Genomic DNA, 25,796 nt, shown 5'->3' on the forward strand with positions numbered 1-25,796 from the left:
CTGTTTGCCCGGCGTGCAGGTAAACGCATTCATGTTTGAGGAGCCGCTAAGCGCGCTCAATGATCAAGGGCTAAACGACATAGGCTCGAGTTGACGCCGGGACGGGCAGCGTTAGTTCAGCGTCAAAAAGCAGGCAGTCCGGCGCAGGGCGCTTGATCGGCGGCGGCAGAGGGTGCCTTCTGGCTGTGTGGGATGCGTCTGTTGGGTGTGACATGGTTCTGGATGCATATGGTCAATGGTTGCGCACTCTTCACTGGTCGCATCCCGCGCGTCCCGAAGCGGTCTTCGTCGTCTCGAACCTGCAACCGGATGCGTTCTTCGCAGCGATCGCGGCTGATGCGGCGCTGTTCTGTCTGCCGATGGAGCGTGGTCTGGTCCGTGTCCTCGGGGCCGGGAGCGAAACCGAGGCGCTTGTCTTCCGCCCTGAAGGACATACCCTGCCGCAGGGGATCGCTGTGGCTGACGGGGCGGAAATTCCCTCCGTGATGCCTGCGCGCCCGGGGACGCGCACCGGCATCGCCATTATCGACGACGGCATCGGCTTTCTGAACGCGCGCTTCCGCAGCGATCCGGTCACGTCGCGCTTTCTGGGGGTCTGGTTGCAGTCGGCCGTTCTGAAGCGCGGCGACAGCATGGGACGGGTGTTGGATGCCGCGGCCGTGGCGGGGCTGACGGCGGCCACGGCCACGACCACCGAGGCGGTGCTGTATCGCGACATCCATGACTGCCTTCATGCCGATCCCCGGCTGGTCCGGACGATCTTTCAGACCCAGACCCATGGCACGCATGTGCTGGATCTGGCGGCGGGCGCCGACCCTCTGGACCCGGCTGACCCGATGCAGAGGCTGCCCCTGATCGGCGTGCAGCTGCCGCCCGAAGCGGTGAACGACACGTCGGGCATGCAGATGACAGTGCCGCTGCTTCAGGGACTGCGATGGGCGATCACGGTCGCGCATGAGGCCGGACTGGACCGGCTGATTGTCAATGCCAGCCTTGGGATTTTGGCGGGGTCCAAGGACGGAAAGTCTTTCCTGGAACGCCAGATGGAGCGCCTGATCGCGCAGGCGGCGCAGATCGGGCTAGAGGTGCATATCGTGCTCCCCTATGGCAACGATCACGAGGGACGGCAGGTCGCGCGGCTGTCTGCGGCCACAGGTGGGCACGGGGCGATCACGCTGCGCCTGCAACCGCAGGACGCTACGCCCAGCTATGTCGAGATCCGCGACCTGGCCGCGCGCGAGGCAGGTGACGGCGCGTTCCTGTCCATCGGCCTGACGCTGCCCGACGGGACCGACATCGCTGCGGCGACGGTCGCGCCCGACGGGTCGCGCGACATCCTTTGGCGGGGGCGTCTGGTGGGTCGTCTTTATCATCGGCCGCGTGAGGCCGGGCGCTGTGCGGTGATCCTTCTGGCGCTTGCCCCGACGCAGGCCAACGCGCCGGGCGATCCGACCGCACCTGCAGGCGCCTGGACGATCCGGTTCGACGATGCCGGGGCGCGTGACATCGTGCTTCAGGTCCAGCGCGACGACCGCGCGGCGGGATACCGGCTCAGCGGACGGCAGGCCTATTTCGAGGCCGCCGACGCCCATGGCTGGAACCGCCGAACCCGCGACTGGACCGGTCACGACCACCCATCCTGCCCGGTCCGTCATGACGGCACGAACAGCGCGTATGCGACCTCGGCCCATCCGCAGATCCACAGCGTCGGCGGTGCTCTGCTGACCGAAGGCCGCGCCCCGCGCCCGGCGGATTACGCCGCGCGCGGGGCGGACTGGTCGGGGATCAGGCCGCGCCTTTCGGCAGTCAGCGAAACCGCGACCGCGATCCGGGGGCTGCGGGCCAGCGGCACGCTGTCGGGGACGACGGCGCGCTTTTCCGGCTCCAGCGCGGCCGCGCCGACGCTGACGCGGGCCTTGGCACTGAACGATCAGGGCGGCCCCATGCCTGTCGCGGCGGGCGATCAGGACCGGCTGGGTGCCAAGGTCCTGACGACCAACCCAGCGATCCGCAGCCGCTAGGTCAGTTCGGCCCGCGCCATGGCCCAAAGCTCGGGCAGGATCGTGTCGTCGCTCAGGGCCAGCGTGATGCTCGTCGCCCCCGACAGATAGGGCACCAGTTCCTCCAACGAGAAATCGTCCGCCAGTCCCATGCCCGCGCGAAGCGCATGGGCGGGCGTCGTCGTCCGGCCAAGGACGTGGTTAACCACGGCCTGTCCAAGCGAGACGCCCAGAACCGCGCCCGCAAGGCTGTCGATGGGCCAATGCAGCCCGGCGACGGTTCGGTTCGTGGCGATGCGTTCGGCCATGCGGAAGGGCAGCTGCCGGTGCAGCATGTTCGGCGACACGGCAAAGGCCGCGCCGTCCGCCGGGGGCGCCATCAGGCCTGCAAGGATGGTTGCGGTGGCGAAGGCCTCGGTCGCATGGCCACTGGGCCAGCTGCCGTGGAACGGCGTCTGGATCACCGGCAGCACCTGCTGGCTGTAACGGATCGGGCGCGGCACGTCGAAATACAGCTTGATGGGCATGACCATATAGCCCGCCAGCCGGATGACCGCCGCCAGCAGTTCCAGCGTCCAGGGGGTGCGGTCGTCCTGCAGATGCAGCGTCAGCGCGAAGAAGCTGAGAATGTCGCCGCGCTGCTCCTCGATCTCGTCCAGGCGGTCGGCGCGCAGGTCGGCGGCGTCTCGCACAAAGCGCATCTGCGCCGCGAAGGCGGCGTTGTTGCCGGGCCGGGCCAGATCCAGCAGCGTCTCGGCCCCCGCCTTGACCTGAACCGCACCCGATTTGGCCGTGCCTTGGTAGCCCGGCTGGACGGTGAATAACCTGAACAACAGGTCGTCCAGAATGATCTCCCGCGGGATGTCGTCAAGGCGCTGGAAGGCGGGCCAGACATCCGCACGCTGCTGCGCGGCATTGGGCGGCAGGACGACCGCCTCGGTGTCCCAGTAGCCGCGCACCCCCTCTCCGGCAAGAAGCAGACCCGCGGCCGAGGCCTGCGCGCCCTCGGCCTCGTCCGCCTTTCCGGCCCTGCCTGCCTTTCCCGCCTTGCCTGCTTTGCCTGCTTTGCCTGCCTTTCCCGCTTTGCCTGCCGAAATGCTCATGATGGCTGCCTCCCTGTGCTGAGCCGCGACATATTCCAGTTCACAAGCAGCAATAGTTAACTTAAGGTCAAGCAACCGCCCCGTCTGGAATCTGTTTTTGACGCTCGACTGACGATGCTGCCTCTCCGGAGTCACGAAAATGGGTGCGACTTTCACGATCAGCCTGATCGGCCCTCTCTGCGTGCGGGCGCCGGACGGCACCGACATCACGCCGCGCGGGACCAAGGCGCAGGGGCTGATCGCGCTTCTGGCCGAACATGACGCCCGCCGCCGGTCGCGCCGCTGGATCGAGGCTAGGCTGTGGAGCGATCGGGCGCCCGCCCAAGCCAGTGGCAGCCTGCGCCAGACCCTGATCGAGATCCGCCGCGCCTTCGGGGACCACCACGATCTGTTAGGATCGGATCGGCTTGCGGTCTGGCTTGACCCGGCCCGCGTCACCGTCGATCTGGACGACGCCCCTACCAGCGGCCAGCGCGATATTCTGGAGGGGCTGGACGTCCGCGACCCGGAATTTGAGGATTGGCTGCGCCTTCTGCGTCAACGGCAGCAGACCGTCGCACCGTCTGCGCCGCGCGCCGTCGCGCCCGAACGCGAGATCCGCCTGACCTGCGTGACCTCGCACACGCTGGTAGGGCCGGATGCACTGATCGGCAGGATCATCGCCGATCAGGTTGGACGCAACATCGGCGAACGGGTCTCATCGCAGCAGATCGCGCCCAGCCAGCCAATCCCGGATGCCGACGAGCCGCCCGTGGCGGACATCGAGATCCAGTGCGACGTGTCGCGAGAGGCGGGCAGCGGCGTCGTCTTTCTTCAGATCACCCATTGCAGCGACCGGCGGGTGCTGTTTTCGGGCCTGCGCCGGCCCGAACCAGGCGGCGATCTGCTGGCGGAGGATTTCGTCTCGACCCTCGCGCACGAGGCGGCGCTGCGCACGCTGACGCAACTGCCTCAAGCCGTGGGTCTGGGCGTCGCGCAGGCGGCGGCGACGGGCTTTTGCAATCTGGCCTTGCGCAAGTTGTGGACCTTCGATGCCGCCAAGGTCGATGAGGCCGAAATGCTGATGCGCAAGGCTTTTGAGACGGACGGCAACGGGGTCTATCTGGCTTGGATCGCCTTCATCCGCATGGCCCGCGTCATCGAGCGCAACCAGCGCCCCGATCCGGGCTTTCTGGAAGATGTCGACGGGCTGATGCGGCAAGCGCTGGAATTGGCGCCCCACAATGCCATGGCGCGGGCGCTGATCGCACTGACCCGGACGCTGCTGTTCAACGACCTGGAAACCGGGGTGCGTATGGCCTCGGATGCGCTGCGGCTGAACTCGGGCAATCTTTTCGCGCGGCAGGCGCTGGCCGTGGCGGGCGTCACACAGGGCGACACGCCGCAGGCGCATCAGCTGTCATCCTTCTGCCGCATGGCGGTCGGCGCCGATCAGGGCTGGCACCTGTGGGAGCTGTATCACGCGGTGGTCTGCATCGCCGACCACCGCTTTGACGAGGCGACCATCGCGGCCCAACGCGCCGTCGCGCAATGTCCCGACTTCGTCGCGCCGCGCCGCCTGCTTGTGGCCCTGCACGCCGCGCGGGGCAATTTCAGCGCCGCCGAGACCCAGCTGGCCGCCCTGGCCCGGCTGGAACCGGGTTTTTCGCTGGATGCCTATCTGCGCGACGACCGATATCCGGTCGACACGCTGCGCCGCGCGAACCTGTTGCGGCATGCCGCTTCAATTCTGACGGGCTGACACCTCCGATCTCGCGCTCTGCTGATGGGCCGCTGACGCTGGCCTGACGGATGGCGCGCATCTTCTGTCCAGTCACGCCGCCAAAGGGTCGATCCAGCACCCCGGCGGTCTGCATGGAGGACAGATCATGATCTATTCCAAAGGCCATGGGCGCATGCCGCTCACCACGAATGTCGAAGCGCGCATCAATTGCTCGGCGCGGACATTCCGCTATCTCGACGCGGCCGCGCCGCAGATTACCCCCGGCGCCGGCCGCATGGCCGCACTGACCGCGCTTGGTCAGGCGATGAGCGATCCGGCGAATTTCCCCGGCATCGTCGACAGCGACGTGGCGCCGATCTTCACCTATTTCGGGCAGTTCATCGACCATGACATCTCGGCCGGAACAGACGGCAATCCGCCGGGCGCGACGCCCGGCACGCCGCTGCCGCGCGACGTGCTGGAACGCGACGTGGTGAACCTAAACACCGGCATGCTGGATCTGGACAGCCTTTACGGTGACGTGATCGTCTGCTGCGAAAGCGATGCCATGCTGGCCACCGCGATGCGCCACCCGACGCTGCCGGGCAAGATGCTGGTCGCCAAGCCGACCCCGGTCGGTGATCCCGTCCAGGTCGTGCCCCTACCTATGGACGGGGCGGGCGATCTGGTGCGGCTGGACCGCCATATCGACGGCATCCTGTCCGAGAACAAGCTGCGCCAACTCACCGACCCGGCGCTTCTGGACATGTTCTTCTTTCTTGAGCCAGACGGCACGCCGGACCGCCCCAACCTGCATCGCGCCCTGATCGGGGATGCCCGCAACGACGAAAATCTGTTCGTCGCCCAGTTCCACCTAGCGATGCTGCGCCTGCACAACCGGGTCGTCGATGCCTGCGACGACCAGGCAGTGATCGCAGCGGGCGATCAGGCGCTGTTTGACTGGGCCAAGACTCGCGTGCGCTGGATCTATCAATGGCTGATCGTCAACACCTTCCTGCCCGCGGTCTGCGAGGCGGACACGCTGGCGCAGGTTGTTGAGGATGGCGGTTCGTTCTATGCCGACTTCGTGACCCGCACCGGCGGCGCGCCCGCCGATCGACTGCCCCTGCCGATAGAATTCTCGGCCGCCGCCTTTCGGTTCGGCCATTCGATGGTGCGCCAAGTCTATGACTGGAACGACTTCTTCAGGGATGCCGATTTCAGCCTGCTGTTCGCCTTCACCGGCGGAGTGGCGAACCCGATGTTCGGTGTCACGGAAAAGCGCCTGCCCTCGAACTGGGTGGCCGATTGGACCCGCACAGCGATCAATCCGGGATCGAAGCCCAACCGCGCGGCGCAGGCCATCGACACCAACCTGTCGGCGATCCTGGCAGCTCTGCCGCTAAAGGCCAACGACAAGCCGGATCGTCCGCCACGCAACCTAGCGGTCCTGAATCTGATCAAGGGCGACACGCTGAACCTGCCATGCGTGCAGGCCGTGGCCGCGACGATTTCGGCAATGACCGGCCGTGCGATCCCGATGATGGATGCCGACCAGATCGCTGCCGGACCGGTGGGCCATGCCATCGCGGGCACGCCCTTGGCCCATGAGACGCCCCTGTGGTTCTACGTCCTGCGCGAGGCCGAGGCCGCAGGCGGCCTGCGCCTTGGTCCCTTGGGCACGACCATCGTGGCGGGGACGCTGCTGGGCCTCGTGACCCATGACTCCTCCAGCTATTGGCACCAGCCCGGATCGGATGGCGGCCGCTGGCGACCTGCGGACATGCCGAAGGTCTCGGGCGTGGCCATCGCCTCGCTTCCCGACATGCTGCGCGCGGCCAAAGTGCTGTAGGCGCAGATCCCTTTCACTCTCAGCAAACAAAGGAGAATACGGATGGTCCAAATGGCAACCGACAAGACCGCGCGGAAAGTGACTGCGGCCACCGCCGCAGCCTCGGTGGCGGTGCTCGTCGTCTTCGGTATCGAGGCGTTTTCAGGCAACGCACTGCCCGACCACATTGCGGCCGCAGTGACGACGATCGTCACCGGGCTCGCGACCTGGGTGGCCGGGTATTACACCCCGCCGGCTCCACGCGATCAGGTCGTGTCCGCAACCGACGTCGTCGGGCCGCCGACAGTCTGACCCCCATTGGGGCCGGGCGCTCCTCCTCCCGCCTCCCCGTCCGGTCCCGACCTTCCGCAGATCCCTATCCCTCAGCCGCGACCGCCCCAGGGCGCGATCGCCCCTTACAAAGGAGATCATCATGCTGAACCTTCCCCCGGTGTCCGAGGCCCCCGGCCTGAACGCCTATCCCGTGCTCTACTGGAACCATGTTGGGCTGGAGATGAACCGTATCACCCATTCGCTGAGCGGTCCGCAGAGCGGTCCGACGCTGAGTGCGCGGGTCTTGGGCCTTCTGCATCTGGCCATGCACGACGCCTACTTCTCGGTCCTGGGCGCGGGCATCGACGGCAACCCCAAGACCTGGCTGCCTGACGCGGCGGTAACCGCCCTGCCGACCGGCACCGAGCGCACGCTGACGAACGCGAATGCTGCGATGACGGCAGCGGCCATCACCGTCATCGATCATCAATACGGCAGCCTACCCGCCAGCATTTCCACCGTGGCGCGCAGCACGATGACGCATCTTCGCATGCAGCTGATCGATGGCTACGGTCCCCATATCGATGCGCTGTCGGCGGTCCACAGGCATGGGGTGGCCGTGGCCAACCTGATCCTCGACCGTCTGGCGATCAAACCCGGAGAGCCCGGCGCCGGGCATCAAGGCTACGAGCCCAGATCCGGCCGCTTCCATTTCCGCGATGAGCCGCAGCATCCCGTCGCCTTGGTTCCCATCGACCCCGACGAGCCCAGCAAGGGTCTGAAACCCGCGCGCACCTATCACGGGCCGTTCTACGGCACGACCGCGCGTCCCATGGCCGTGACCGACCCCGAAGGCCACCGGCTGGCCAAATGGCCCGGAGGGGATGAATACGAGGCCGCGCTGAAAGAGGTCCACGGCGCGGGCGGTGCCCCCAACCTGCCTAAGACGACACGCGAGCCCGACCAGACGGTCGCGGCACTCTACTGGGCCTATGACGGGGCGAACCTGATCGGCACGCCGCCGCGGCTTTACAACCAAATCCTGCGCGTCGTGGCTTGGGACAAGCGTGATCCGGCCGCCAATCCCCAAGACGAGACGCTCGAGGCGACAATCAGGCAGACCAGCGAGTTCGTGCGGCTGTTCGCCCTGGCCAACGTGGCCATGGCCGATGCCGGAAAGTTCGCTTGGGCCGAGAAATACCGCTTCGAGCTGTGGCGCCCCCTGTCGGGCATCCGCGAGCATGATAAAAGCTCTCAGGCTGATCATGAGGGCACCGCCGCCGTGACCGAGGGCGCCGATCCGTTCTGGCTGGCCTTGGGGGCGCCCCGAACGAATACCGACCAGGCCAGCTTCAAGCCGCCCTTCCCGGCCTATCCGTCGGGCCATGCGACCTTCGGGGCCGCCTGCTTCCAGATTGCGCGGCTGTTCTTCGCCGACGTGGGCAAGGCCACGGTCACGCCCAACGGGACCGACGATATCGGCTTTGCCTTCGTGTCCGAGGAGCTGAACGGCATCTCGCGCGATCTGGACGGCCCCTACGATCCGAACCGTCCGCTGACGGACCAGCCGGGTCTGGTGCGCACCCATGTCAAGCGGCGCTTCCCCTCGCTGTGGAGCGCCATCTGGGAAAATGCCTTCAGCCGGATCTGGCTGGGTGTCCACTGGCGCTTCGACGCATTCGATTTCAGGGACGCCATCGGCACGGACGGCACCTACAAGAAGCCGCAGGACGTCCGCTATTCCAACGTCTGGATTAAGAAGCGCCCGGCGGACGTGAACGACGCGGATCTGCCCATCGGCGGGGTGCCTCTGGGGCTTGGGATCGCGAACGACATCTGGCAGAGCGGCATGCGCGCCTCGGACGCCGAGACGATGCCCCAGCAGGCGCACGCCTACGCTTGATGCTCAAGGCGTGGTCGCAACCCCGTGACCGCGCCGAGGGGGCGCCTTCGCCGGCCGGTCGCAAAACTGCTGCTTGCGGCCGGTCGTTCTCCTTGGAGGCAAGAGATGATGCGATTGTTTTTCGAGTTGCTAAAGTCCCGATCCTTCACGGCCTTCACGGCTGTGTTCGCGAGAACCCATACTTTCTACATCGCCAATGTCGCCGAGGATCTTCGGGTAAGGTATAATTCTGTTCCTGAGTTTCGTTCGACCAACACGACTGCTTTGTCCTGTGTTATGGGACTCAAGCGCATGCGTATCTTAAAGGCATCGAAGCCAGCGCCTTAACCTTGGTGGGCCCCGCTCCGTCAGATGCGCGAACTGTCCAGGGTTTTCGCAGGCACCCTACGTTTGAGTGACAGAATGCTAAGCGACCGACATTGGGTTTGAGGGATGAAGCCAAACGCAGTCCGCACGAACGGCTGCTCTTCCAACTTTGCCAAAACGCCTACGCCGCTCTGCAGCAGTCTGCTTTCCGCCCAAAACAGCCCACCACCACGCTACGTGGCGGATATTTCGCATTAGAAGCAAACTTCAGCGATGGATATACGACTTGAAGTCGGAGTCCTGTGTGACGGTGCCGCGATACATGCCTTCGCAGTTGAAGGGCAGGGACAGGTTCCCTTGGGCATCGACGGCGATGACACCACCGGATCCGTCATTCGATCCAAGGTCCTCCATGACCACATGGTGCGCCGCGTCCGCCAGCGTCTGCCCTGCATGACGCATTCTGGCCGCAATCTCGGCGGCGGCATGCCACCGGATGAAGATTTCGCCATGCCCGGTGCCAGATACAGCGCAGGTTTCGTTGTCCGCATAGGTGCCGGCGCCAATGACCGGGGTGTCACCGACGCGGCCGGGCGACTTGGCCGTCATACCGCCGGTCGAGGTGGCTGCGGCCAAGTTGCCGTGTGCATCGCGTGCTACGGCACCCACGGTCCCGTGGCGGCGGGCAGGGTCGGTATCGTCGATGCCGTCGCGGCGCATCTGCAACGTCGCCTGCAGGGCGTCCCAACGCTGCTGGGTAAAGAAATAGGGTGCATCCTCGAACGGCAGGCCGGCATCGCGTGCGACCTGCAGGGCGTTCGGGCCGATCAGCAGCACATGATCGGTCCGCTCCATCACCGATCGGGCAGCCAGGATCGGGTTGCGCGGCCCCATGATGCCCGCGACGGCGCCCGCCTTGCGCGTGGCGCCGTCCATGACCGCGGCATCCATTTCCTGCCGGCCGTCCGACGTGAAGACCGCGCCCCGGCCCGCGTTGAACAGCGGTTCGTCCTCCAGCACGCAAACCGCCGCCGTGACGGCGTCCATCGCGCTGCCGGCCTGCGCCAGGACATCACGCCCTGCCTGCAACGCGTGGCGCAGACCTGCGTGATAGCGGGCCTCCAGGTCGTCGGTCATGGTGTTGCGAAGGATCGTGCCGGCCCCGCCATGCACTGCGAGTGAAAATTTGGTCATCAGGAGGCTCCGTTGCTCAGTCCGGCCTGTTCCGCGCAGTAGGTCGCGATCTGGGCATGTGTGGCGATCCAGCAGTCATCCTTGGCAACGATCCGTTCCAAAAGTTGCTCAAGGATGAAAATGCGACTGCGGTATCCGGTAACATGCGGGTGCATGGTCAGCAGGAACATCCCACCTTCGGCATAGGCGCCCTCGAATTCTCGCAGGAAGATGTCCAGCACATCCGCGGGCGGCGTATAGGGGCGCTGCGCCCCGAAGCGGTTCATCATGAAATACACTGCATCGTCGCGGATCCATTCGACCGGCAGTTCGACCATACCTGTCGGCTGTCCATCCTGCAGGATCTCATAGGGGTCGTCGTCCGAGAACAGCGAACTGTCATAGAGCAGCCCCATCTCTCGTGCGATCGACAGGGTGGCGGGACTGTAATCCCAAGACGGCGTTCGCATCCCGACGGGGCGCTGGCCGCTGACACGCTCCAGCGTGTCGGCCGCGCGCATCATCAGATCGCGCTCTGTAGCGGCGTACAGCGTGGTGTTCAGTTCGTGGATCCATCCATGCAAGCCGATCTCGTGCCCGTCCTGCGAAAGGGCGCGCTGTTCATACGGATGCAGCAGCGCCGCGACCGCGGGGACGAAGAAGGTCGCCTTGGCCCCATGGCGGTCCAGCACCTGCCGAATGCGGGGAATGCCGCGCCGCGCGCCGAATTCGCCCCAGCTGAGACGGGCCACGGAATTGCCGCCGTCGCGCAGTTCGTTGGTCTCGTGATCGCTGTCAAAGGACAGTGCCACGGCGCAGCGCGCACCGCCCGGCCATCGGTCCGGCAGCAGGCTGCGGCCCGCGCGCACCGCGCCGACCTTGGTGCGCCATACGTCCTCGGGCCATTCGTGCGGGTCCATCATCCGTGTCCTCCGTCCACCTGCAGGATCTGTCCAGTGATCCAGTCCGCCTGCCGCGAGCACAGGAACGCGACCGCGTTGGCGATGTCGTCGGCCTGCCCAAGACGACGGAGATGGATGCTATCGATAATGCGCTTTTGCCTATCGGGCCCGAAGGCCCGCCACTGCTTTTCGGTCGAGGGATTGGACAGGATGAATCCTGGCGCGACCGAATTAACGGTGATCCCCGACTGCCCTAGTTCCAGCGCCAGTTGTTTGGTCAGCCCGACCAGTGCATGCTTTGCGGCGGTATAGGCCTGGATGCCCGTTAGGCTGGGCTTCAGACCCGCGCCAGACGAGATGGTCACGATCCGGCCGGCGCCCGCCGCCTTCATTCCGGGGGTCAGCGCCTGCGCGCACCACATGACTGCGTCGACATTGGCCGCGAAGATGGCCCGCCAGTCGGCTTCGTCCACGGTGTCCAGGGGCCGGCCGACTTGACCACGGACACCGCCGGCGGCGGTGATCAGCCCGTCGACCCGACCGTGCCGGTCCAGAACCGTTTCACAAAGCGCGCGGGCGCTCTCCTGCCGCCCAAGATCACCTGCGTGACAGCTGACGCCTGGCAGGCCGGCCAGCGGCGTCAGCCCGGCATCATCGATGTCCATCGCGGCCACCGTCGCGCCTGAGCCCGCAAGCGTCCGCACGATCGCCGCGCCGATGCCCTGTGCCGCCCCCGTGACGGCAAAGACCTGTCCTGCCAGGGTCAGCTGCATGTCGCCACCATCCGGTCCAGAAGCGCGGTCGATTGCGTCCGGGTGCCGTTCTCGATGCCGTGGATCAGGTTGCACAACTCCGACAGGGCGGGGGTCGGTATGCTGTGTCCGCGGCCGATCTCAATCAGGACGCCGACCTGCGCATCGACCTCGGTCTTACGCTTGCGGATGGCCAGGTCGCGGTAGATGCCGGAATGGGTTTTCGCCGTCTTGCGGTTATGCGCCACCATGGCGTCGATTGAGGCATCCATCCGTGCGGTGTCACGGGTGAGGAATGCGTCCGGGTCGAAGCCGTTGAAGCCCAAGGGCGTGACGCCCTCGGCTTGGGCTAGACGCATGACCTCATGGCCCAAGGCCGCGTAAACCGGGCGCCATTGTGCAGGGTCCATCGCGTCGGACATAGATTCCGGTGTTAGCGCGGTCGCGAACAGCAGCGAACCGTAGCCCATCTTGCCCCACAGATAGCCCCATATGTTGTCAGTCACCACCGCTTCGGGTTCGACCAAGGCAAACAGGGCATGCATCTCGCGCACCCGCGCGCTGACGCGGTTGTCCAGTTCGCCCAAGGCGACCGCCGCTCGGTTGCCGTAGAGGATGCGGCCCGGCTCCAGCCAGTCCGCGCCGAAGTTGACAAAGCAGCCGACCGTGCGATCCGTGCCGATCATCTCCGCGATCACGCGCTCGTTCAGGCCGTTCTGTGCCGACACGACGAAGCCGTCCTGCGCAAGGTGCGGCATCAGCATCAGCATGGCCTGCCGGGTGTGATGCGCCTTCACGGCCAAAATCACACGGCGATAGGTGCCGGTCAGCGTGGCAGGGGTCTCAGCCGGAAGGATTTGAGCGAACTCCTCGACGGGGCCTTCGATACGCAGACCGTCGCGACGCATGGCCTGAACATGGTCGGCCTCGATGTCGACCATCTGCACAGGGTGGCCGGCGCGGGCTGCATAGGCGCCCAGAATGCCACCGATGGCCCCGGCGCCCCAGATCAGGACGGGTTCCCGGGCGGTCATGCCCAATCGCCTTCGATCAGGGCACGAGTTTCCGCCACGGCGACTTGCCAGATCCCGTCCATCTGGTCGTCTGGCTTCTGGTAGTGGCCGCCGTAATTGCCGTCTCCGATCAGGTCGCGCACGCCTTGCGCGTTCCGATCGCGCAAGCGGTCGAATTCGACATAGGGTTTCTGCTCGGGCGGCACCGGGCGTCCCGGCAGTCGGGTCCAGAGGAAATTCTCCATCCACGATGCGTGCGAGGCCACCGGATCGACGGCCTGCACCGCAGCCCATGTGCGCGGCGCCCGCCACCAGTCATGGAACCGGCATCGCGCGCCGGGACGGGCTTGCATCCATTCGGCGCAGACTGGCTGGACGGGGCTGTTGCCGCCATGCCCATTCACGATCAGCACACGGCGGAAGCCTGTGTCGTAAAGACTGTCCAGGATATCCCTCACCAGTGCCGCATAGGTCGACAGCTTCAGGGAAACGGTGCCGGGAAAGGCCATGAAATAGGGCGTCAGTCCATAGGGCACCGCCGGGAAGACCGGGACGCCCAAAGGTGCGGCTGCATCCGTGGCGATCTTTTCGGAAAGGATTGAATCGACCGACAGGCTCAGATGGGCATGCTGTTCGGTGCTGCCCAGGGGCAGGATGCAGCGGTCGTCCGTTTGCAGATAGGCCTCGATGTCGAACCACGAGCTTTCGGAAATCTTCATGGCGTCTCTCCTTTGGTGGCGCCAGCCGTGCGGAGGGTCTCCAGCGCCGGCAACAGTTGGGTCTGCACGGCATGGCTGTCGGGGGTGTGGCGATACTCGATAGTGGTCTGCTTGGGGCCAAGGCGGGATCCCAGATAGTCCGCCCCCGTCGCATGAATCAGCACGTCGCAGTCGGCCAGCAGGCGATCAAGATCCTCGGCATTGCGTGCAACGGCGCTCACACGACCCAGATGCGGTGCGAACCGACCGACGCCGGCCTTCAGCACGCTGAGGAAATCATCGAAATACGAAACCAGCAGCACGCGCGCATCTGGTCGGATGCCGGCAAGGGCCACGCGTGTAGCTTCGTTCGGGATCAGGATCATGCTGACCTGCGGGATGCCCGGAAACAAATCGGCCGCCTGTGTCGCAAGCGTCCGCGGTGAGACGACCAGATCGACGCGGGCAGGCAGGTCGTCCCGCCGGTCGATGGTCCAAGGGATGACGTCGTCGTCTGGTGACAGATACGGCGTCAGATCCCGGGCATAGGCCGCGGTCGCGTCACTGAACGTCCCTAATACCACGACGCGCAGGGGACGCGGCGCGGCGGACGCCGCCATCGTCACGCGAAAGGCGATATCCTGCGCTGTCAGCCCCAGCTCACGGCCAGCGGCGACAAGCGCAGCGATCTGACGTTCCAGTGCGGCCAACTGCCGCGTGCGTGCGGCGCAAGGGATGCCGCGATCAGTGACGAAGGTGCCCGATCCGATGCGCCCCTCGATCTGGCCTCGTTCCTGCAAGGCGGCAAAGACGTTGCTGACCGTGACAGGCGACATCCCTAATGTCGCTGCGAGCTTTCGCACCGAAGGTAGGCGGCTGCCGGGGGGGATGTCGCCCGCAGCGATCCCGTATTCCAATGCTCCCCGCAGCTGCACGGAAACCGGGACCGATGAGGCCGGGTCAATTGCATGGGCAATCCGCGACAGGGCGGCGTCCAGCTCAAGGGTGGGGTCTGCGCTCATACCGTATCATTGAATGATAACAGTTAGTGGCTCAAGAACAATTTTGGCGATATTGCGGCTGAACCGATGGTCAGAAGTCTAGCAGCAACGAGAACTTAAGACATTTAATTTCGAAAATTTCTTGACGTGCAAAAAAAACGGCCGCTAGTGTTACAGTCAATGATAACAGGTGAGGTTCGGAAATGGCTAAAAATGCTCTTTACTCGGGAATCGCTTTCATCGCCTTGATGGCTGCCGCACCGGCAGTTATGGCGCAGGATCTGACCATCGGCCTTCGCGCCGGCCCGGATTCGATCGATCCGCACTGGTCGACCTTGGGTAGTCAAGCCGAGGCGCTTCGTCATGTCTTCGATACGTTGGTCGATGCGGATGAGACGCTGCAGCTGCAGCCGGGCCTCGCCGTCAGCTGGACGCCCATTGACGACACCACCTGGGAGTTCAAGTTGCGCGAAGGCGTAACCTTCCATGACGGCACGCCCTTCACAGCCGAGGACGTCAAGTTCTCGATCGAGCGCATTCCTGCCGTTACCGGCCCGATGCCTATGACCCTTTATACCAAATATGTCGCGTCGGTCGAAGTCGTGGACGACTATACGCTGCGCATCACGACCAACGGGATGGCACCGTCCCTGCCGAACGACTTCACGCGCCTGTTTGTTGTTCCGTCCGAGACCGGGATGGAAGCAGGGAACGAGGAATTCAATTCCGGCGAGAAGGCAATCGGCACCGGCCCTTACAAGTTCGTCAGCTGGCAGCCCAAGGGCGACTTGGTTGTCGAACGCAACGATGATTACTGGGGGGAGGCCCCGGCGTGGGAGCGGGTCACGCGCCGCGAGATCCCCGACGATGCCGCACGTGTTGCTGCCCTTAAGTCGGGACAAGTGGATATGATCAACTATGTTCCTGCCACTGATTATCTGGCGATGCAGTCCGACAGCAACCTCGATACGTTTGTATCGGATTCGATCTACATCCTGAACATTGCGCCGTCGGTGAAGGATGAGGAGCCGCAGCCCATTAAGGTCAACGGGCAGGAGATCGATGGCAACCCACTGCAGGACGTGCGCGTCCGTAAGGCGCTGGATCTGGCGATCAACCGCGACGTCCTGGTGAACGTGGTGCTGGAGGGTCTGGGCACGCCGGCCAACCAGCTGATGCCCGAAGGGTTCTTCGGCTATTCGTCGGACATCCCGGCGCCTGCCTATGACATCGATCAGGCCAAAGCGCTGCTGACCGAGGCAGGCTATCCCGACGGGTTCGAAATCGACTTCACCTGCACGAACAATCGTGTTCCCGGCGACGCGGTGGTCTGCGAGGCATTGGCCCAGATGTGGTCGCGCTTGGGCCTGACGGTGAACGCGCAGGCCTTGAACGGCACGGTCTTCTTCCCGGCGGCGCAGCGAGAAGAATACACAATGACCATGTCCGCCTGGGGCACGCTAACCGGCGAGGCGGCCTATACCTATGGTGCGCTTGTCCACACCCAGGACGCCGAGAAGGGTTTTGGCAACTTCAACAGGTCCGGCTATTCGAACCCCGAATTCGACCGGATCTTCAGCGAGGGAAGCCAGACCTTGGATACGGACGCGCGCCGCGAGCTTTATAAGCAGGCGTCCGAGATCGCGATGGAGGATCGCGCGCTGATCCCTACCGTAATTCTGCAGAGCGTGTGGGCATCGAAGGCGGGCATGGTCGATTTCACCCCTCGCGTCGACCAGGAAACCCGGGCCTACGCGATCACCCCAAAAGAGTAATCTGACAACCGTGTGGCGCGTCCCTTTTGGGAGGCGCGCCGCCGACGCCCCTGTCGGGCGATATCGGGCAGGGAAAAAACGGGGGATTGCGATGTTTGGCTATCTTGTCGGTCGACTGATACAGGCGATGATGGTCGTGTTCGTCATGTCGGTAATCGTCTTTGTTGGCGTCTACGCGATCGGCAACCCGATCGACGTGATGATCGACCCTGGCGCAAGCCAGGAGATCCGCGAGAATCTGATCCGGCAATACGGGTTCGACCAGCCCCTGTGGCAACAGTATTTCACCTTCGTCGGCAATGTGTTCCGGGGCGATCTGGGCCGGTCCATGGTCTACAACATCCCGGTCACGTCGCTTGTCTTCTCGCGCTTGCCTGCAACGCTGGAACTGGTTCTGGTGTCCGTGGGCATCGCTACGCTGATTGGTGTGCCTGCCGGAATGTATGCGGGCTACCGTCCGAACGGCATCCCTGCCAAGCTGATCATGGCGCTGTCCGTCTTGGGTTTTTCTGTCCCGACCTTCTGGATTGGGATGCTGTTGATCATGGGGTTCGCCGTCAATCTCGGCTGGCTGCCTTCTGGGGGGCGCGGAGAGGTCGGGCAGGTCCTGTGGTTGAAAACGTCGTTGGCGACTGCGGATGGCTGGGCCCATGTGATCATGCCGGCGGTCAATCTGTCGCTGTTCAAGATGGGCCTGATGATCCGACTGACCCGTGCCGGCATGGTCGAGGCGATGGGAACGGATTACGTCCGCTTTGCGCGCGCGCAGGGACTGCCCGACCGGCAGATCGTGTTCGGACACATCATGCGCAACATCTCGATCCCGCTGGTCACCGTGTTCGGGCTGGAACTGGGCTCGACCCTCGCGTTCGCGGTGGTCACCGAGACCGTCTTCAACTGGCCGGGCGTAGGCAAGCTGATCATCGACAGCATCCTGCAATTGGACCGACCGGTCATGGTTTCCTACCTGGTGATGGTCGTGCTGCTGTTCGTGATGATCAACTTGGTCGTCGACCTGATCTATGCGCGGCTTGATCCCCGCGTCCGTCTGAAGGGAGGCTCTTGATGGCCCATATCGGAAACGTTCTGGCGGTCCCTTCCGCGGCCCCGGCCGAGACGCGGGTGATGCGCCTGCGCAACTTCTGGTCCGACTATCGCCGGTCGTGGGTGGCGGTCGGCGCGCTGGTGGTGATCGTGGCGTTGCTGGTCGCGTCATTTGGGGCACCTTGGCTGGTGCCGCAGGATCCCTATGATTTGGGGCAACTGGATTGGGCGGATGCCTTCCTGCAACCGGGCCAGACGGGATCCGGCGGCTATGTGCATCTGCTGGGCACGGACAATGCGGGTCGCGACATGCTCTCCGCGATCCTTTACGGGCTGCGGACCAGTTTTCTGATCGGGATCTCGGCCGGGGTGCTGGCACTGACCCTGGGGATCAGCATCGGCCTGACGGCCGCGTATTTCGGCGGCCGGATCGAGGCGTTGCTGATGCGGATCGTGGACCTTCAGCTGTCCATGCCCGCCATCCTGCTGGCCTTGGTGATGGCCGCCGTTCTGGGGCAGGGGGTGCCGCAGATCATCCTAGCCTTGGTGGTGGCGCAATACGCCTACTTCGCCCGCACGACCCATGGCGCCGCGTCTGTCGAGCGTCGAAAGGACTATATCGAGGCGGCCCGGTCGACCCCGCTGCCGACCCGGCGGATCCTGTTCAAGCATCTGCTGCCCAACGTCCTGCCCCCGCTGATCGTCGTGGCCACCGTGCAGGTTGCCAGCGCCATTTCATTGGAGGCGACGCTGTCCTTTCTGGGCGTCGGCCTGCCGCTGACCGAACCGTCACTGGGGTCCCTGATCTCCAACGGCTTCAAGTATATTCATGCCGGGCGCTCATGGCTATCCATCTATCCCGGCGTCTTCCTGATGATCACGGTCGTGGCCATCAACCTGGTCGGCGATCAGGTCAGGACAGTGATTGACCCGAGGAACAGCAGATGACCGCAGCACTCGACGTCAAGGGACTGACCACGCGGTTCGAGACCCGCGCAGGTCATGTCACGGCGGTCAACGATGTCAGCTTCGCCGTGCAGCCCGGCCGGATCATGGGCCTTGTGGGCGAAAGTGGGTCTGGAAAGAGCGTCACCGGTTTCTCGATCCTTGGTCTGATCGACGCACCGGGAGAGGTTACGGCGGGCGCTGTGCTGGTTGACGGCGTGGATCTCCGGCAGCTGTCCACGGAGGACCTGCGCAAGATGCGCGGCCGCAAGGTCGCGATGGTCTTTCAGGATCCGATGATGACCTTGAACCCGGTCCTCCGCGTAGGTGACCAGATGGCAATGGCGGTGCGGGTCCATCAGGCCATGTCCAAATCGGATGCCTTGGAGCACGCACGGAAGGCACTGGAGGTGGTGGGCATTCCATCCCCCGCGGAACGCCTCAAGGCCTATCCGCATCAGCTGTCCGGCGGCATGCGTCAGCGGGTGGCGATCGCCATGGCGCTGCTGCACAGCCCGTCCGTCATCATTGCCGACGAGGCCACGACGGCGCTGGATGTCTCGATCCAGGGCCAGATCTTGGCCGAAGTGCGCGAGTTGGCAGACAAGACTGGCGCTGCGATCGTCTGGATCACTCACGATCTGGCCGTGGTCTCCAGCCTGGCCGACGATATCTGTGTGATGTATGCGGGCCGCATCGTCGAACGCGGCACGGCGGAACAGGTGATCGGGGGCCCGCGGCACCCCTATACCCAAGGGTTGCTGGACTCAATTCCTGCACTTCATGAACCTGGTCGTAAGCTTCCGCAGATCCCCGGATCGACGCCACAGCTTTCGCGCCTGCCGGAGGGGTGCCCGTTCCGGCCCCGCTGCCCCCGTGCGACCGACCTGTGCTGCACCGAGCCGCCGCTGGATGTCCGCGACGGGCAGGCCGTCTTGTGCCACTACCCCCTGGAGGGCGTATGACCGATCCGATCCTGAAGATCGATACCGTTTCGAAGCGGTTCACTCGCAGGCCAGGACTGGCAGAGCGTCTGGCCGGTAAGTTCACCGGCGGGGGCAAACCCGTGACTGTGCATGCGCTGACTGACGTGTCACTGGAGGTCGCAAAGGGCGAGGTTCTGGGCATCGTCGGTGAATCCGGCTGCGGGAAATCGACGCTGGGTCGGGTCATCGCGGGCATCCATGCTCCGACCTCGGGCAGCGTGACGTTGAACGGCCAGCCGATTGCCGATCAGCGGGGTGGCACCATCCACAAGCGGACGACGCAGGTCCAGATGATCCATCAAGACCCCTTCGCCAGCCTCAACCCGCGTATGAAGGTCGGCGAGACCTTGGCAGAAGGTCCGCGCTATCACGGCATTATCCCCGCGGATCAGGTGCGCACCCGCGTCCGTGCCCTGCTGGAGCAGGTCGGGCTGGAGGCAGCCTATGCCGACCGGCTGCCGCACCAGTTTTCCGGCGGCCAGCGTCAGCGTATCGCCATTGCCCGCGCCTTGGCGATGCAGCCCGAGGTGCTGGTGCTGGATGAGGCCGTGGCCTCGCTGGACGTGTCGATCCAGGCGCAGGTGCTAAACCTGTTCATGGACCTGCGCCACGATCTGGGCCTGACCGCGCTGTTCATCAGCCACGATCTGTCGGTCGTCCGTCATGTCTGCGATCGCGTGGCGATCATGTATCTGGGCCGGCTGGTCGAACTGGCGCCGGCCGATCAGCTTTATGCGGATCCGCGCCACCCCTATACCCGAGCGCTGTTCGCCTCGATCCCGACCGTGGGCACGGGCCGCGGCCGGTTCGAGGCCATCAAGGGAGAGATCCCGTCACCGATAGCACCGCCGCCCGGTTGTGCCTTCCATCCGCGCTGCCCCTTTGCCGGCTCGCGGTGCCGCACCGAGGTGCCGAGGCTGACCGCGGCCGGGCCGGTGCGGACGGTGGCCTGTCATCTGAACGACGGCGGGGTCGATATGCAGAAAGGTGCCGCATGACCATTGATCTTCGCACTCGGATCGGACGGCTGAACGACGTCCTTTGCACGGTCAACATGCTCAATTGGGACGCACGCACGCAAATGGCCTCGGGGGGTGCCGAAACGCGCGGCCACCAGGTTGCAACGCTGATGGGCATTGCGCGCCAGATGATCCTGGATCCGGCCATGCAGGATGCGGTCGATGCGGCCGGCGATGACCCACAGGCGCAGGCCGTGCGGCAGGCTATCGATCACCATGCCCGCCTGCCGGCGGATCTGCTGCAGGCCAAGGCGCAGCATGCGACGGTCGCTGGCGCCGCCTGGGCGAAGGCCCGCGGACAAGGTGATTTTGCAATCTTCCAACCGCATCTGGAAAAGGTCGTGGCCTTTGCACGTCGGACTGCCGATGCTCTTGGTCATCAGGGGCATCCTTACGATCCCATGGTGCAGGTTTTCGAACTGGGCGAGACGGCGGCTAGCTTGGAGACACTGTTCGACAGCCTTCGCGCGGGTATTCTTCCCATCCTGGATCGCGCACGCACCCGACCCGCACCCCGCACGGATTTCCTCTATCGGGACTACGATCCGCAGCTTCAGAAGCAGTTCGCGACCAAGATCGCCCACGCCTTGGGCTATGATTTCGACCGGGGCCGCCTGGACACCGCCGTCCACCCCTTCGAGGTCAGCTTTACTCGCAATGATGTCCGCATCACGTCACGGTGGCCCCGCAACTATCTGCCGATGTCGATCTTTGGCACCATCCACGAGGTCGGCCACGCGCTCTATGAACAGGGCGTTGACCCGATCCACACTCGCAGCGTCTTTGCGACGGACATGATTGGGCTCTACGCCGTGGGCGGCACCAGCTTCGGCATGCATGAAAGCCAGTCGCGTCTTCTGGAAAACCACGTTGGGCGCAGTCCGGCCTTCTGGCATGCGCATTTCCCGCATCTTCGCGATACCTTTCCCGACCAGCTTTCCGACGTGACGACGGAAGAGTTCGTCGCTGCGGTCAACAGGGTCGAACCGGGGCCCATTCGTGTTGAGGCTGACGAGTTGACTTATGACTTGCATATCATGCTGCGCGTCCGGATTGAGATGGCCCTCATGGAGGGCAGCCTAGAGGTGGCTGACATACCCGACACCTGGAACCAGGCGATGAAATCTGATCTGGGGATCGAGATCGACAGTGACGCTCACGGGTGCTTGCAGGACGTTCATTGGTCATCCGGATATATAGGATCGTTTCCGACCTACACGATCGGCAATATGACGGCCGCACAGTTGATGCGGCACCTTGGAGAAGGATCGCCAGGGGTCATCAGCGCGGTGAACGAAAGCAATCTAGAACCACTCCGAGGCAGCTTGAGAGAGGCGGTTTGGAAGCACGGGCGGTCATTGACACGTGCTCAGATATTGGACCGCCTCGGCCTGGCGAGTAACGATCCCTCCGCCTATCTCGAATACTTGGACCGCAAATTCAGCTGACAAACTGTTTGCGATGGTATACTTGCCGTGACGCGGCTACCTTTGTAAAGCTGATAATCGGCCGGGCGCATGTCCATCAACGTCATTGAGGCAACTCGACGACTTAAGTTGTCATATTCGACCTCGATTTGCTACCTAACCGGTTCGCTTCGGAGAGTGGTTGACCTGCGGTGGCTGAGCTATTGCGGCAATTCGGCACTCCGGTCAGCTAGTTTTCACCATCAAGGCTGATCCTGCCGCAAGAGAAGTTGCTCCGCATACGAATAGCCGCTTCTCGCATATACATAAGCTAATTCGGTGCAATACCAACACGCCGCTTCTCACCCCTCCCATCGACAAGGGTGCTCACCTGACGTTCGATAGGGTGACCGTCCGCTTTGGGCTGATGCCGCGACTGCTATACTGCACCACCGTCGGGCTGCTTGCCGCCCTTTGTGATGGACTAGGCGCTGGCCGTGCTGCGTCGGCGACAAGCGTCTGCTGCTCCTGCGTCCTGAGACCCTTGGCTTGCCGCACAGCGGTCAGACTGCTTCCCGCCCTTTTGGTAGATAGCGGCGTCAGTGGTGCTGCGGCACGAACGAGCGGCGCCGCCACATGATGCGGAATATCCATTCCACACCGCCATCACGTTGCTTCTCCACCGACGCAGTCATTCTCGCTGAGAACGTCGTTAAATCATCCTTGTCAGTGGTGCTCGGTTCCTGCCTCATCCAGATTGAGGTTGGACTGTTGCCCGAGCGATGACATCAACGTCGTCCCCAGAACCGGCAGCAAGATAAAGCTTAATCGTGGGAGATGCGCAGTGAGCACAAAGCGACCGACGTTGGAAGACATAGCCCGGGTCGCGGGCGTTTCGCGTGCGACGGTTTCCCTTGTCGTGCGACAGTCTCCTCTCGTGGCCGAACACACGCGGATGATGGTCGAAAGGGTCATGGCGGACCTCGACTATGTTCGAGACATCGGCGCCGCTCGTTTGCGCAACAACAGCAGCCGGACAGTCGGCGTGATCGTGCCCAACCTGGTGAACTCGTTCTTCACCGAGTTCCTGACCGGCGTCGAGCAGGTGATGCGGGCGCAGGACCGCGTCGTGCTGCTGGCCAACAGCGAGGATGAGCCGCAGCGCCAGGACGAGATCCTGCAGCGGTTTCGGGGTCATGGCGTGGACGGGGTGATCCTTTGCCCTGCCGCTGGAACGGATCCGGCGCTGCCAACGCGGATTCAGCGTTGGGGGTTGCCCATGGTGCAGGCGCTGCGCGAGGTCGGCACGCAACAGACGGACTATGCGGGCGCCGACTATGTTGCCGGGGTTGGCCTGGCACTTCAGCATCTTGCGGATCTGGGGCACCAGCGGATCGCCTTTCTGTCGGTGCGCGCGATGACCTCAGCCAAGGCGGAGCGGCTGGAGGGCTTCTCATTGGGTTTGTCACTGACCGGTGCCATCGATGCAGGGATCGTGGAGGCCGACTTGACCTGGGAGGGTGCGGCTCTCGCCGCCGACGAGGTTTTGGCCCTGCCGTCAAGGCCGACGGCAGTCCTATGCTTCAACGACGTTCTGGCGGCCGGGCTCATGCTGGGGCTGCGCCGTGCGGATCGCCAGCCGGGACGGGACATCGCGGTGGTCGGCCTGGATGATCTTCCGCTGGCGGAACTGACCTATCCGCCGATGAGCAGCGTCGCCATGTGCCCGGCGGTGATCGGCGCAGAGGCTGCGCGGCTGCTGACCACGCGGCTGGCAGAGCCGGGGCGCCCGATTGAGCGGTTCCTTCAGGCCCCCGCGCTGATGGTGCGCGAAAGCTCCGGGGCAAAAATCGTTTGACACATTTGCATCGTTGCGTTTTAGATCGTTCTAAATCGTGAAAACGAGCACATCCGCAGGGGAGGGCAGATGTATCGCTTCAACTTTCAGCCGGTGTTCGAAAATCTGGACATGCTGGCCCACGGGGCGTGGCTGACGGTCCAGCTGTCGTTCTCGGCCATGGCCATCGGACTGGTCGTGTCGGTCCTGGGGGCGGTCGCCAAGACGTCCGGTATCAAACCGCTGCGCTGGATCGTCGATGCCTATGTCGAGGTGATCCGCAACACGCCCTTCCTGATCCAGATCTTCTTCATCTTCTTCGGCCTGCCCGCCCTGGGCATCAGCATGTCACCCAATACCGCGGCCCTCGTGGCGCTGGTTGTCAATGTCGGCGCCTATGGGACCGAGATCATCCGCGCGGGCATCGAATCGATCCCGCAGGGCCAGATCGAGGCCGGACGCGCCTTGGCCCTGTCCCCCGTGCAGATCTTCCGCCACGTCGTGCTGAAGCCCGCCCTGCGCAACATCTATCCGTCGCTGACCAGCCAGTTCATCTATCTGATGCTGACCTCCAGCGTGGTGTCGGTCATCTCGGCGACCGACCTTGCTGCGGCGGGGGCGGACCTTAACGCCCGCACCTTCGCCAGCTTCGAGATCTATCTGGTGCTGACGGCCCTGTATTTCCTGCTGGCCTTGGGCTTCTCGACCCTGTTCGCGACGCTGCGGCGGGTGTTCTTCAACTATCCGGCGGGGCGCTGACATGATCCGTGAGTTCTCCTCCGCCGACGTGCTGTTCATCCTGATGGCCAGCCCCTCTTCGCGGTAGAGTCGATACAGCTTCTTCGGGTTCATCAGCATGCCCCTGCGCTCCAGCAGTAGTCCGATCCGCCGATAGCCGAACCGGCGACGCACAGCCGCGACCTCCTGCATGGCCTTGCGGATCTCCGGATTGTCGGGCGGCCGCTCGCGACGCACCGTCTTCGGATCGACACCGACCAGGATGCAGGCCCGGCGTTGCGAGATGACGTGATCCCGCATCGCTTTGAGCACTGCGTCCCGCCGCGCTTTCGGTGTCGTCAGGCCTCAGCCATGGTCCTTGGACCAGTGGCGTCCCATGGCTTCGATCCCAGAAGATCCTTCAGCACGATGTTGTCGAGCATGGCATCTGCCAGCAGACGCTTCAGCTTGCCGTTTTCGTCCTCGAGCGCCTTCAGCCTTTGGGCATCGGACACGTCCATGCCGCCATACTTGGCCTTGAGCTTGTAGAACGTCGCCGGGCTGAGACCATGCCGGCGACAGACATCCGCCGTCGCCATTCCGGCTTCCTGCTCCTTGATCATCCCAATGATCTGCGCCTCGGTGAAGCGGCTTTTTCTCATGTCGTCTGCTCCTTCGTGATGAAGCAAACTCTACAATAAACCGAGGGACGTTCCGGGGGGCAGGTCACCCAGGAATTGAAATCCTCGGGGAACAGGCCCTGCTCATCACAAAGAAGATGTCTCTCGAAGGTTGGGAGGGGTGTTTTGGTGCCGTTCGCCTCGCGGATTGTGGTCGCCTGCATCCGTGATGTCGGGCGAGCAAGGTCCACATCCATTGGATTGGCGCTCATCTCTCTGATCTGGCGATAGACGTCCTGGCGTTCGTCGGACAGATCTTTGATCTCGACGCGGAACCGGGTGAGCCACTGATTGGCGAGCTTCTCGGCTTCAGCCTCGAGCGTTTCACGAACCTGTGGGACGAGGCCCAAGGCTGCGATACTGACATGCGCCTCCATGAGCGCCGTTTCCATGTCGTCGGCTTTGCCTCCGTGCCGAGCGAGGTAATCGCTGTATGTCGTTGCAAGATCGCGGATGATCGCTCGACCGGTACGGCGGTAAGCGTCCTCGATGACGGCGTAGTCAGCCTCTTCTAGAAAATCGTCGAAGGTCATCGCGCCGCCCTTCAGGCTCGTGCCCTCGACTGTCATGACAGATTTCCGGGCGGCCTCAATTTCGGTCTTGTAGCGCGCGCGGATGCCGTTCAGCACTTTGTGCATTTCTGAATGGGCCAGCTTCCCACGCATCTGCCAGCAGGCCATCGACCGCCAACTCGTGTGCGAGAGAAGTCAGCCGCTTTATAGGGCGCGCA

The 25,796-nt window shown here is 64.0% G+C and carries 21 protein-coding genes and 1 pseudogene; 13 read left to right on the forward strand and 9 right to left on the reverse strand.

What is annotated here, in order from left to right:
• The first annotated feature begins 212 nt into the window (after positions 1 to 212).
• A complete protein-coding gene (locus PRL19_RS11060; RefSeq protein ID WP_273742995.1) occupies positions 213 to 2,021 on the forward strand; it encodes a S8/S53 family peptidase in 1,809 nt (602 codons plus the stop codon).
• On the opposite strand, the gene PRL19_RS11065 is transcribed toward PRL19_RS11060, so the two are convergent.
• The gene (locus PRL19_RS11065; RefSeq protein WP_273742996.1) at positions 2,018 to 3,103 is read right to left on the reverse strand and encodes a phosphatase PAP2 family protein; all 1,086 of its coding nucleotides are present in this window, start codon (positions 3,101 to 3,103) and stop codon (positions 2,018 to 2,020) included. The two genes, PRL19_RS11060 and PRL19_RS11065, sit on opposite strands and share 4 nt — an antisense overlap.
• Before the next feature lie 139 nt (positions 3,104 to 3,242).
• On the opposite strand from PRL19_RS11065, the gene PRL19_RS11070 reads away from it, so the two are divergent.
• From PRL19_RS11070 to PRL19_RS11085, 4 genes are all read left to right on the forward strand, one after another.
• Complete coding sequence (locus PRL19_RS11070; protein ID WP_273742997.1) at positions 3,243 to 4,844, forward strand: AfsR/SARP family transcriptional regulator; 1,602 nt, start codon at positions 3,243 to 3,245, stop codon at positions 4,842 to 4,844.
• Positions 4,845 to 4,971: 127 nt separating this feature from the next.
• Positions 4,972 to 6,657 carry a peroxidase family protein gene (locus tag PRL19_RS11075; RefSeq protein ID WP_273742998.1) on the forward strand — a complete coding sequence of 562 codons (1,686 nt, stop codon included), beginning with the start codon at positions 4,972 to 4,974 and terminating at the stop codon, positions 6,655 to 6,657.
• Positions 6,658 to 6,708: 51 nt separating this feature from the next.
• Complete coding sequence (locus PRL19_RS11080) at positions 6,709 to 6,948, forward strand: hypothetical protein (RefSeq protein ID WP_273742999.1); 240 nt, start codon at positions 6,709 to 6,711, stop codon at positions 6,946 to 6,948.
• A gap of 121 nt (positions 6,949 to 7,069) precedes the next feature.
• Positions 7,070 to 8,812, forward strand: a complete 1,743-nt coding sequence (locus PRL19_RS11085) for a vanadium-dependent haloperoxidase (RefSeq protein ID WP_273743000.1) — start codon at positions 7,070 to 7,072, stop codon at positions 8,810 to 8,812.
• 573 nt (positions 8,813 to 9,385) lie between these two features.
• On the opposite strand, the gene PRL19_RS11090 is transcribed toward PRL19_RS11085, so the two are convergent.
• From PRL19_RS11090 to PRL19_RS11115, 6 genes are read right to left on the reverse strand one after another with little or no spacing between them, the layout of a single operon-like run.
• Complete coding sequence (locus tag PRL19_RS11090) at positions 9,386 to 10,312, reverse strand: isoaspartyl peptidase/L-asparaginase family protein (RefSeq protein WP_273743001.1); 927 nt, start codon at positions 10,310 to 10,312, stop codon at positions 9,386 to 9,388.
• Positions 10,312 to 11,214 (reverse strand): polysaccharide deacetylase family protein, encoded by a 903-nt coding sequence (locus PRL19_RS11095; protein ID WP_273743002.1) that lies wholly within the window; start codon positions 11,212 to 11,214, stop codon positions 10,312 to 10,314. Before PRL19_RS11095 ends, PRL19_RS11090 begins: the two co-directional genes overlap by 1 nt.
• The gene (locus PRL19_RS11100) at positions 11,211 to 11,966 is read right to left on the reverse strand and encodes an SDR family NAD(P)-dependent oxidoreductase (protein ID WP_273743003.1); all 756 of its coding nucleotides are present in this window, start codon (positions 11,964 to 11,966) and stop codon (positions 11,211 to 11,213) included. The genes PRL19_RS11095 and PRL19_RS11100 overlap by 4 nt, the downstream gene beginning before the upstream one ends.
• Positions 11,957 to 12,979: a ketopantoate reductase family protein gene (locus PRL19_RS11105; RefSeq protein WP_273743004.1), complete on the reverse strand. Its 1,023-nt coding sequence runs from the start codon at positions 12,977 to 12,979 to the stop codon at positions 11,957 to 11,959. Before PRL19_RS11105 ends, PRL19_RS11100 begins: the two co-directional genes overlap by 10 nt.
• Positions 12,976 to 13,677 carry a creatininase family protein gene (locus PRL19_RS11110; RefSeq protein WP_273743005.1) on the reverse strand — a complete coding sequence of 234 codons (702 nt, stop codon included), beginning with the start codon at positions 13,675 to 13,677 and terminating at the stop codon, positions 12,976 to 12,978. The genes PRL19_RS11105 and PRL19_RS11110 overlap by 4 nt, the downstream gene beginning before the upstream one ends.
• Complete coding sequence (locus PRL19_RS11115; protein ID WP_273743006.1) at positions 13,674 to 14,678, reverse strand: GntR family transcriptional regulator; 1,005 nt, start codon at positions 14,676 to 14,678, stop codon at positions 13,674 to 13,676. Before PRL19_RS11115 ends, PRL19_RS11110 begins: the two co-directional genes overlap by 4 nt.
• A 182-nt stretch (positions 14,679 to 14,860) precedes the next feature.
• Between PRL19_RS11115 and PRL19_RS11120 the strand changes: the two genes are divergently transcribed.
• From PRL19_RS11120 to PRL19_RS11155, 8 genes are all read left to right on the forward strand, one after another.
• Positions 14,861 to 16,432: an ABC transporter substrate-binding protein gene (locus PRL19_RS11120; RefSeq protein ID WP_273743007.1), complete on the forward strand. Its 1,572-nt coding sequence runs from the start codon at positions 14,861 to 14,863 to the stop codon at positions 16,430 to 16,432.
• Positions 16,433 to 16,442: 10 nt separating this feature from the next.
• Positions 16,443 to 17,498 (forward strand): ABC transporter permease, encoded by a 1,056-nt coding sequence (locus PRL19_RS11125; RefSeq protein ID WP_337960257.1) that lies wholly within the window; start codon positions 16,443 to 16,445, stop codon positions 17,496 to 17,498.
• Positions 17,498 to 18,424 carry an ABC transporter permease gene (locus PRL19_RS11130; protein WP_273743008.1) on the forward strand — a complete coding sequence of 309 codons (927 nt, stop codon included), beginning with the start codon at positions 17,498 to 17,500 and terminating at the stop codon, positions 18,422 to 18,424. Before PRL19_RS11125 ends, PRL19_RS11130 begins: the two co-directional genes overlap by 1 nt.
• Positions 18,421 to 19,386, forward strand: a complete 966-nt coding sequence (locus PRL19_RS11135) for an ABC transporter ATP-binding protein (protein ID WP_273743009.1) — start codon at positions 18,421 to 18,423, stop codon at positions 19,384 to 19,386. The genes PRL19_RS11130 and PRL19_RS11135 overlap by 4 nt, the downstream gene beginning before the upstream one ends.
• On the forward strand, positions 19,383 to 20,405 hold the full coding sequence (locus PRL19_RS11140) for an ABC transporter ATP-binding protein (RefSeq protein ID WP_273743010.1): 1,023 nt from the start codon (positions 19,383 to 19,385) through the stop codon (positions 20,403 to 20,405). Before PRL19_RS11135 ends, PRL19_RS11140 begins: the two co-directional genes overlap by 4 nt.
• Entirely contained in the window at positions 20,402 to 21,874 is a 1,473-nt protein-coding gene (locus PRL19_RS11145) for a carboxypeptidase M32 (RefSeq protein WP_273743011.1), read from the forward strand. Before PRL19_RS11140 ends, PRL19_RS11145 begins: the two co-directional genes overlap by 4 nt.
• Before the next feature lie 802 nt (positions 21,875 to 22,676).
• Positions 22,677 to 23,690 carry a LacI family DNA-binding transcriptional regulator gene (locus PRL19_RS11150; RefSeq protein WP_273743012.1) on the forward strand — a complete coding sequence of 338 codons (1,014 nt, stop codon included), beginning with the start codon at positions 22,677 to 22,679 and terminating at the stop codon, positions 23,688 to 23,690.
• A gap of 69 nt (positions 23,691 to 23,759) precedes the next feature.
• Entirely contained in the window at positions 23,760 to 24,428 is a 669-nt protein-coding gene (locus tag PRL19_RS11155; RefSeq protein ID WP_273743013.1) for an amino acid ABC transporter permease, read from the forward strand.
• Between the two features lie 39 nt (positions 24,429 to 24,467).
• On the opposite strand, the pseudogene PRL19_RS11160 reads toward PRL19_RS11155, so the two are convergent.
• Positions 24,468 to 25,048: pseudogene (locus tag PRL19_RS11160) on the reverse strand (transposase); the annotation flags it as partial.
• Complete coding sequence (locus PRL19_RS11165; RefSeq protein WP_273743014.1) at positions 25,045 to 25,731, reverse strand: hypothetical protein; 687 nt, start codon at positions 25,729 to 25,731, stop codon at positions 25,045 to 25,047. The gene PRL19_RS11165 and the pseudogene PRL19_RS11160, both read right to left, overlap by 4 nt.
• Positions 25,732 to 25,796 lie beyond the last annotated feature (65 nt).

The organism is Paracoccus marcusii, assembly GCF_028621715.1.
Taxonomy (GTDB): domain Bacteria; phylum Pseudomonadota; class Alphaproteobacteria; order Rhodobacterales; family Rhodobacteraceae; genus Paracoccus; species Paracoccus marcusii.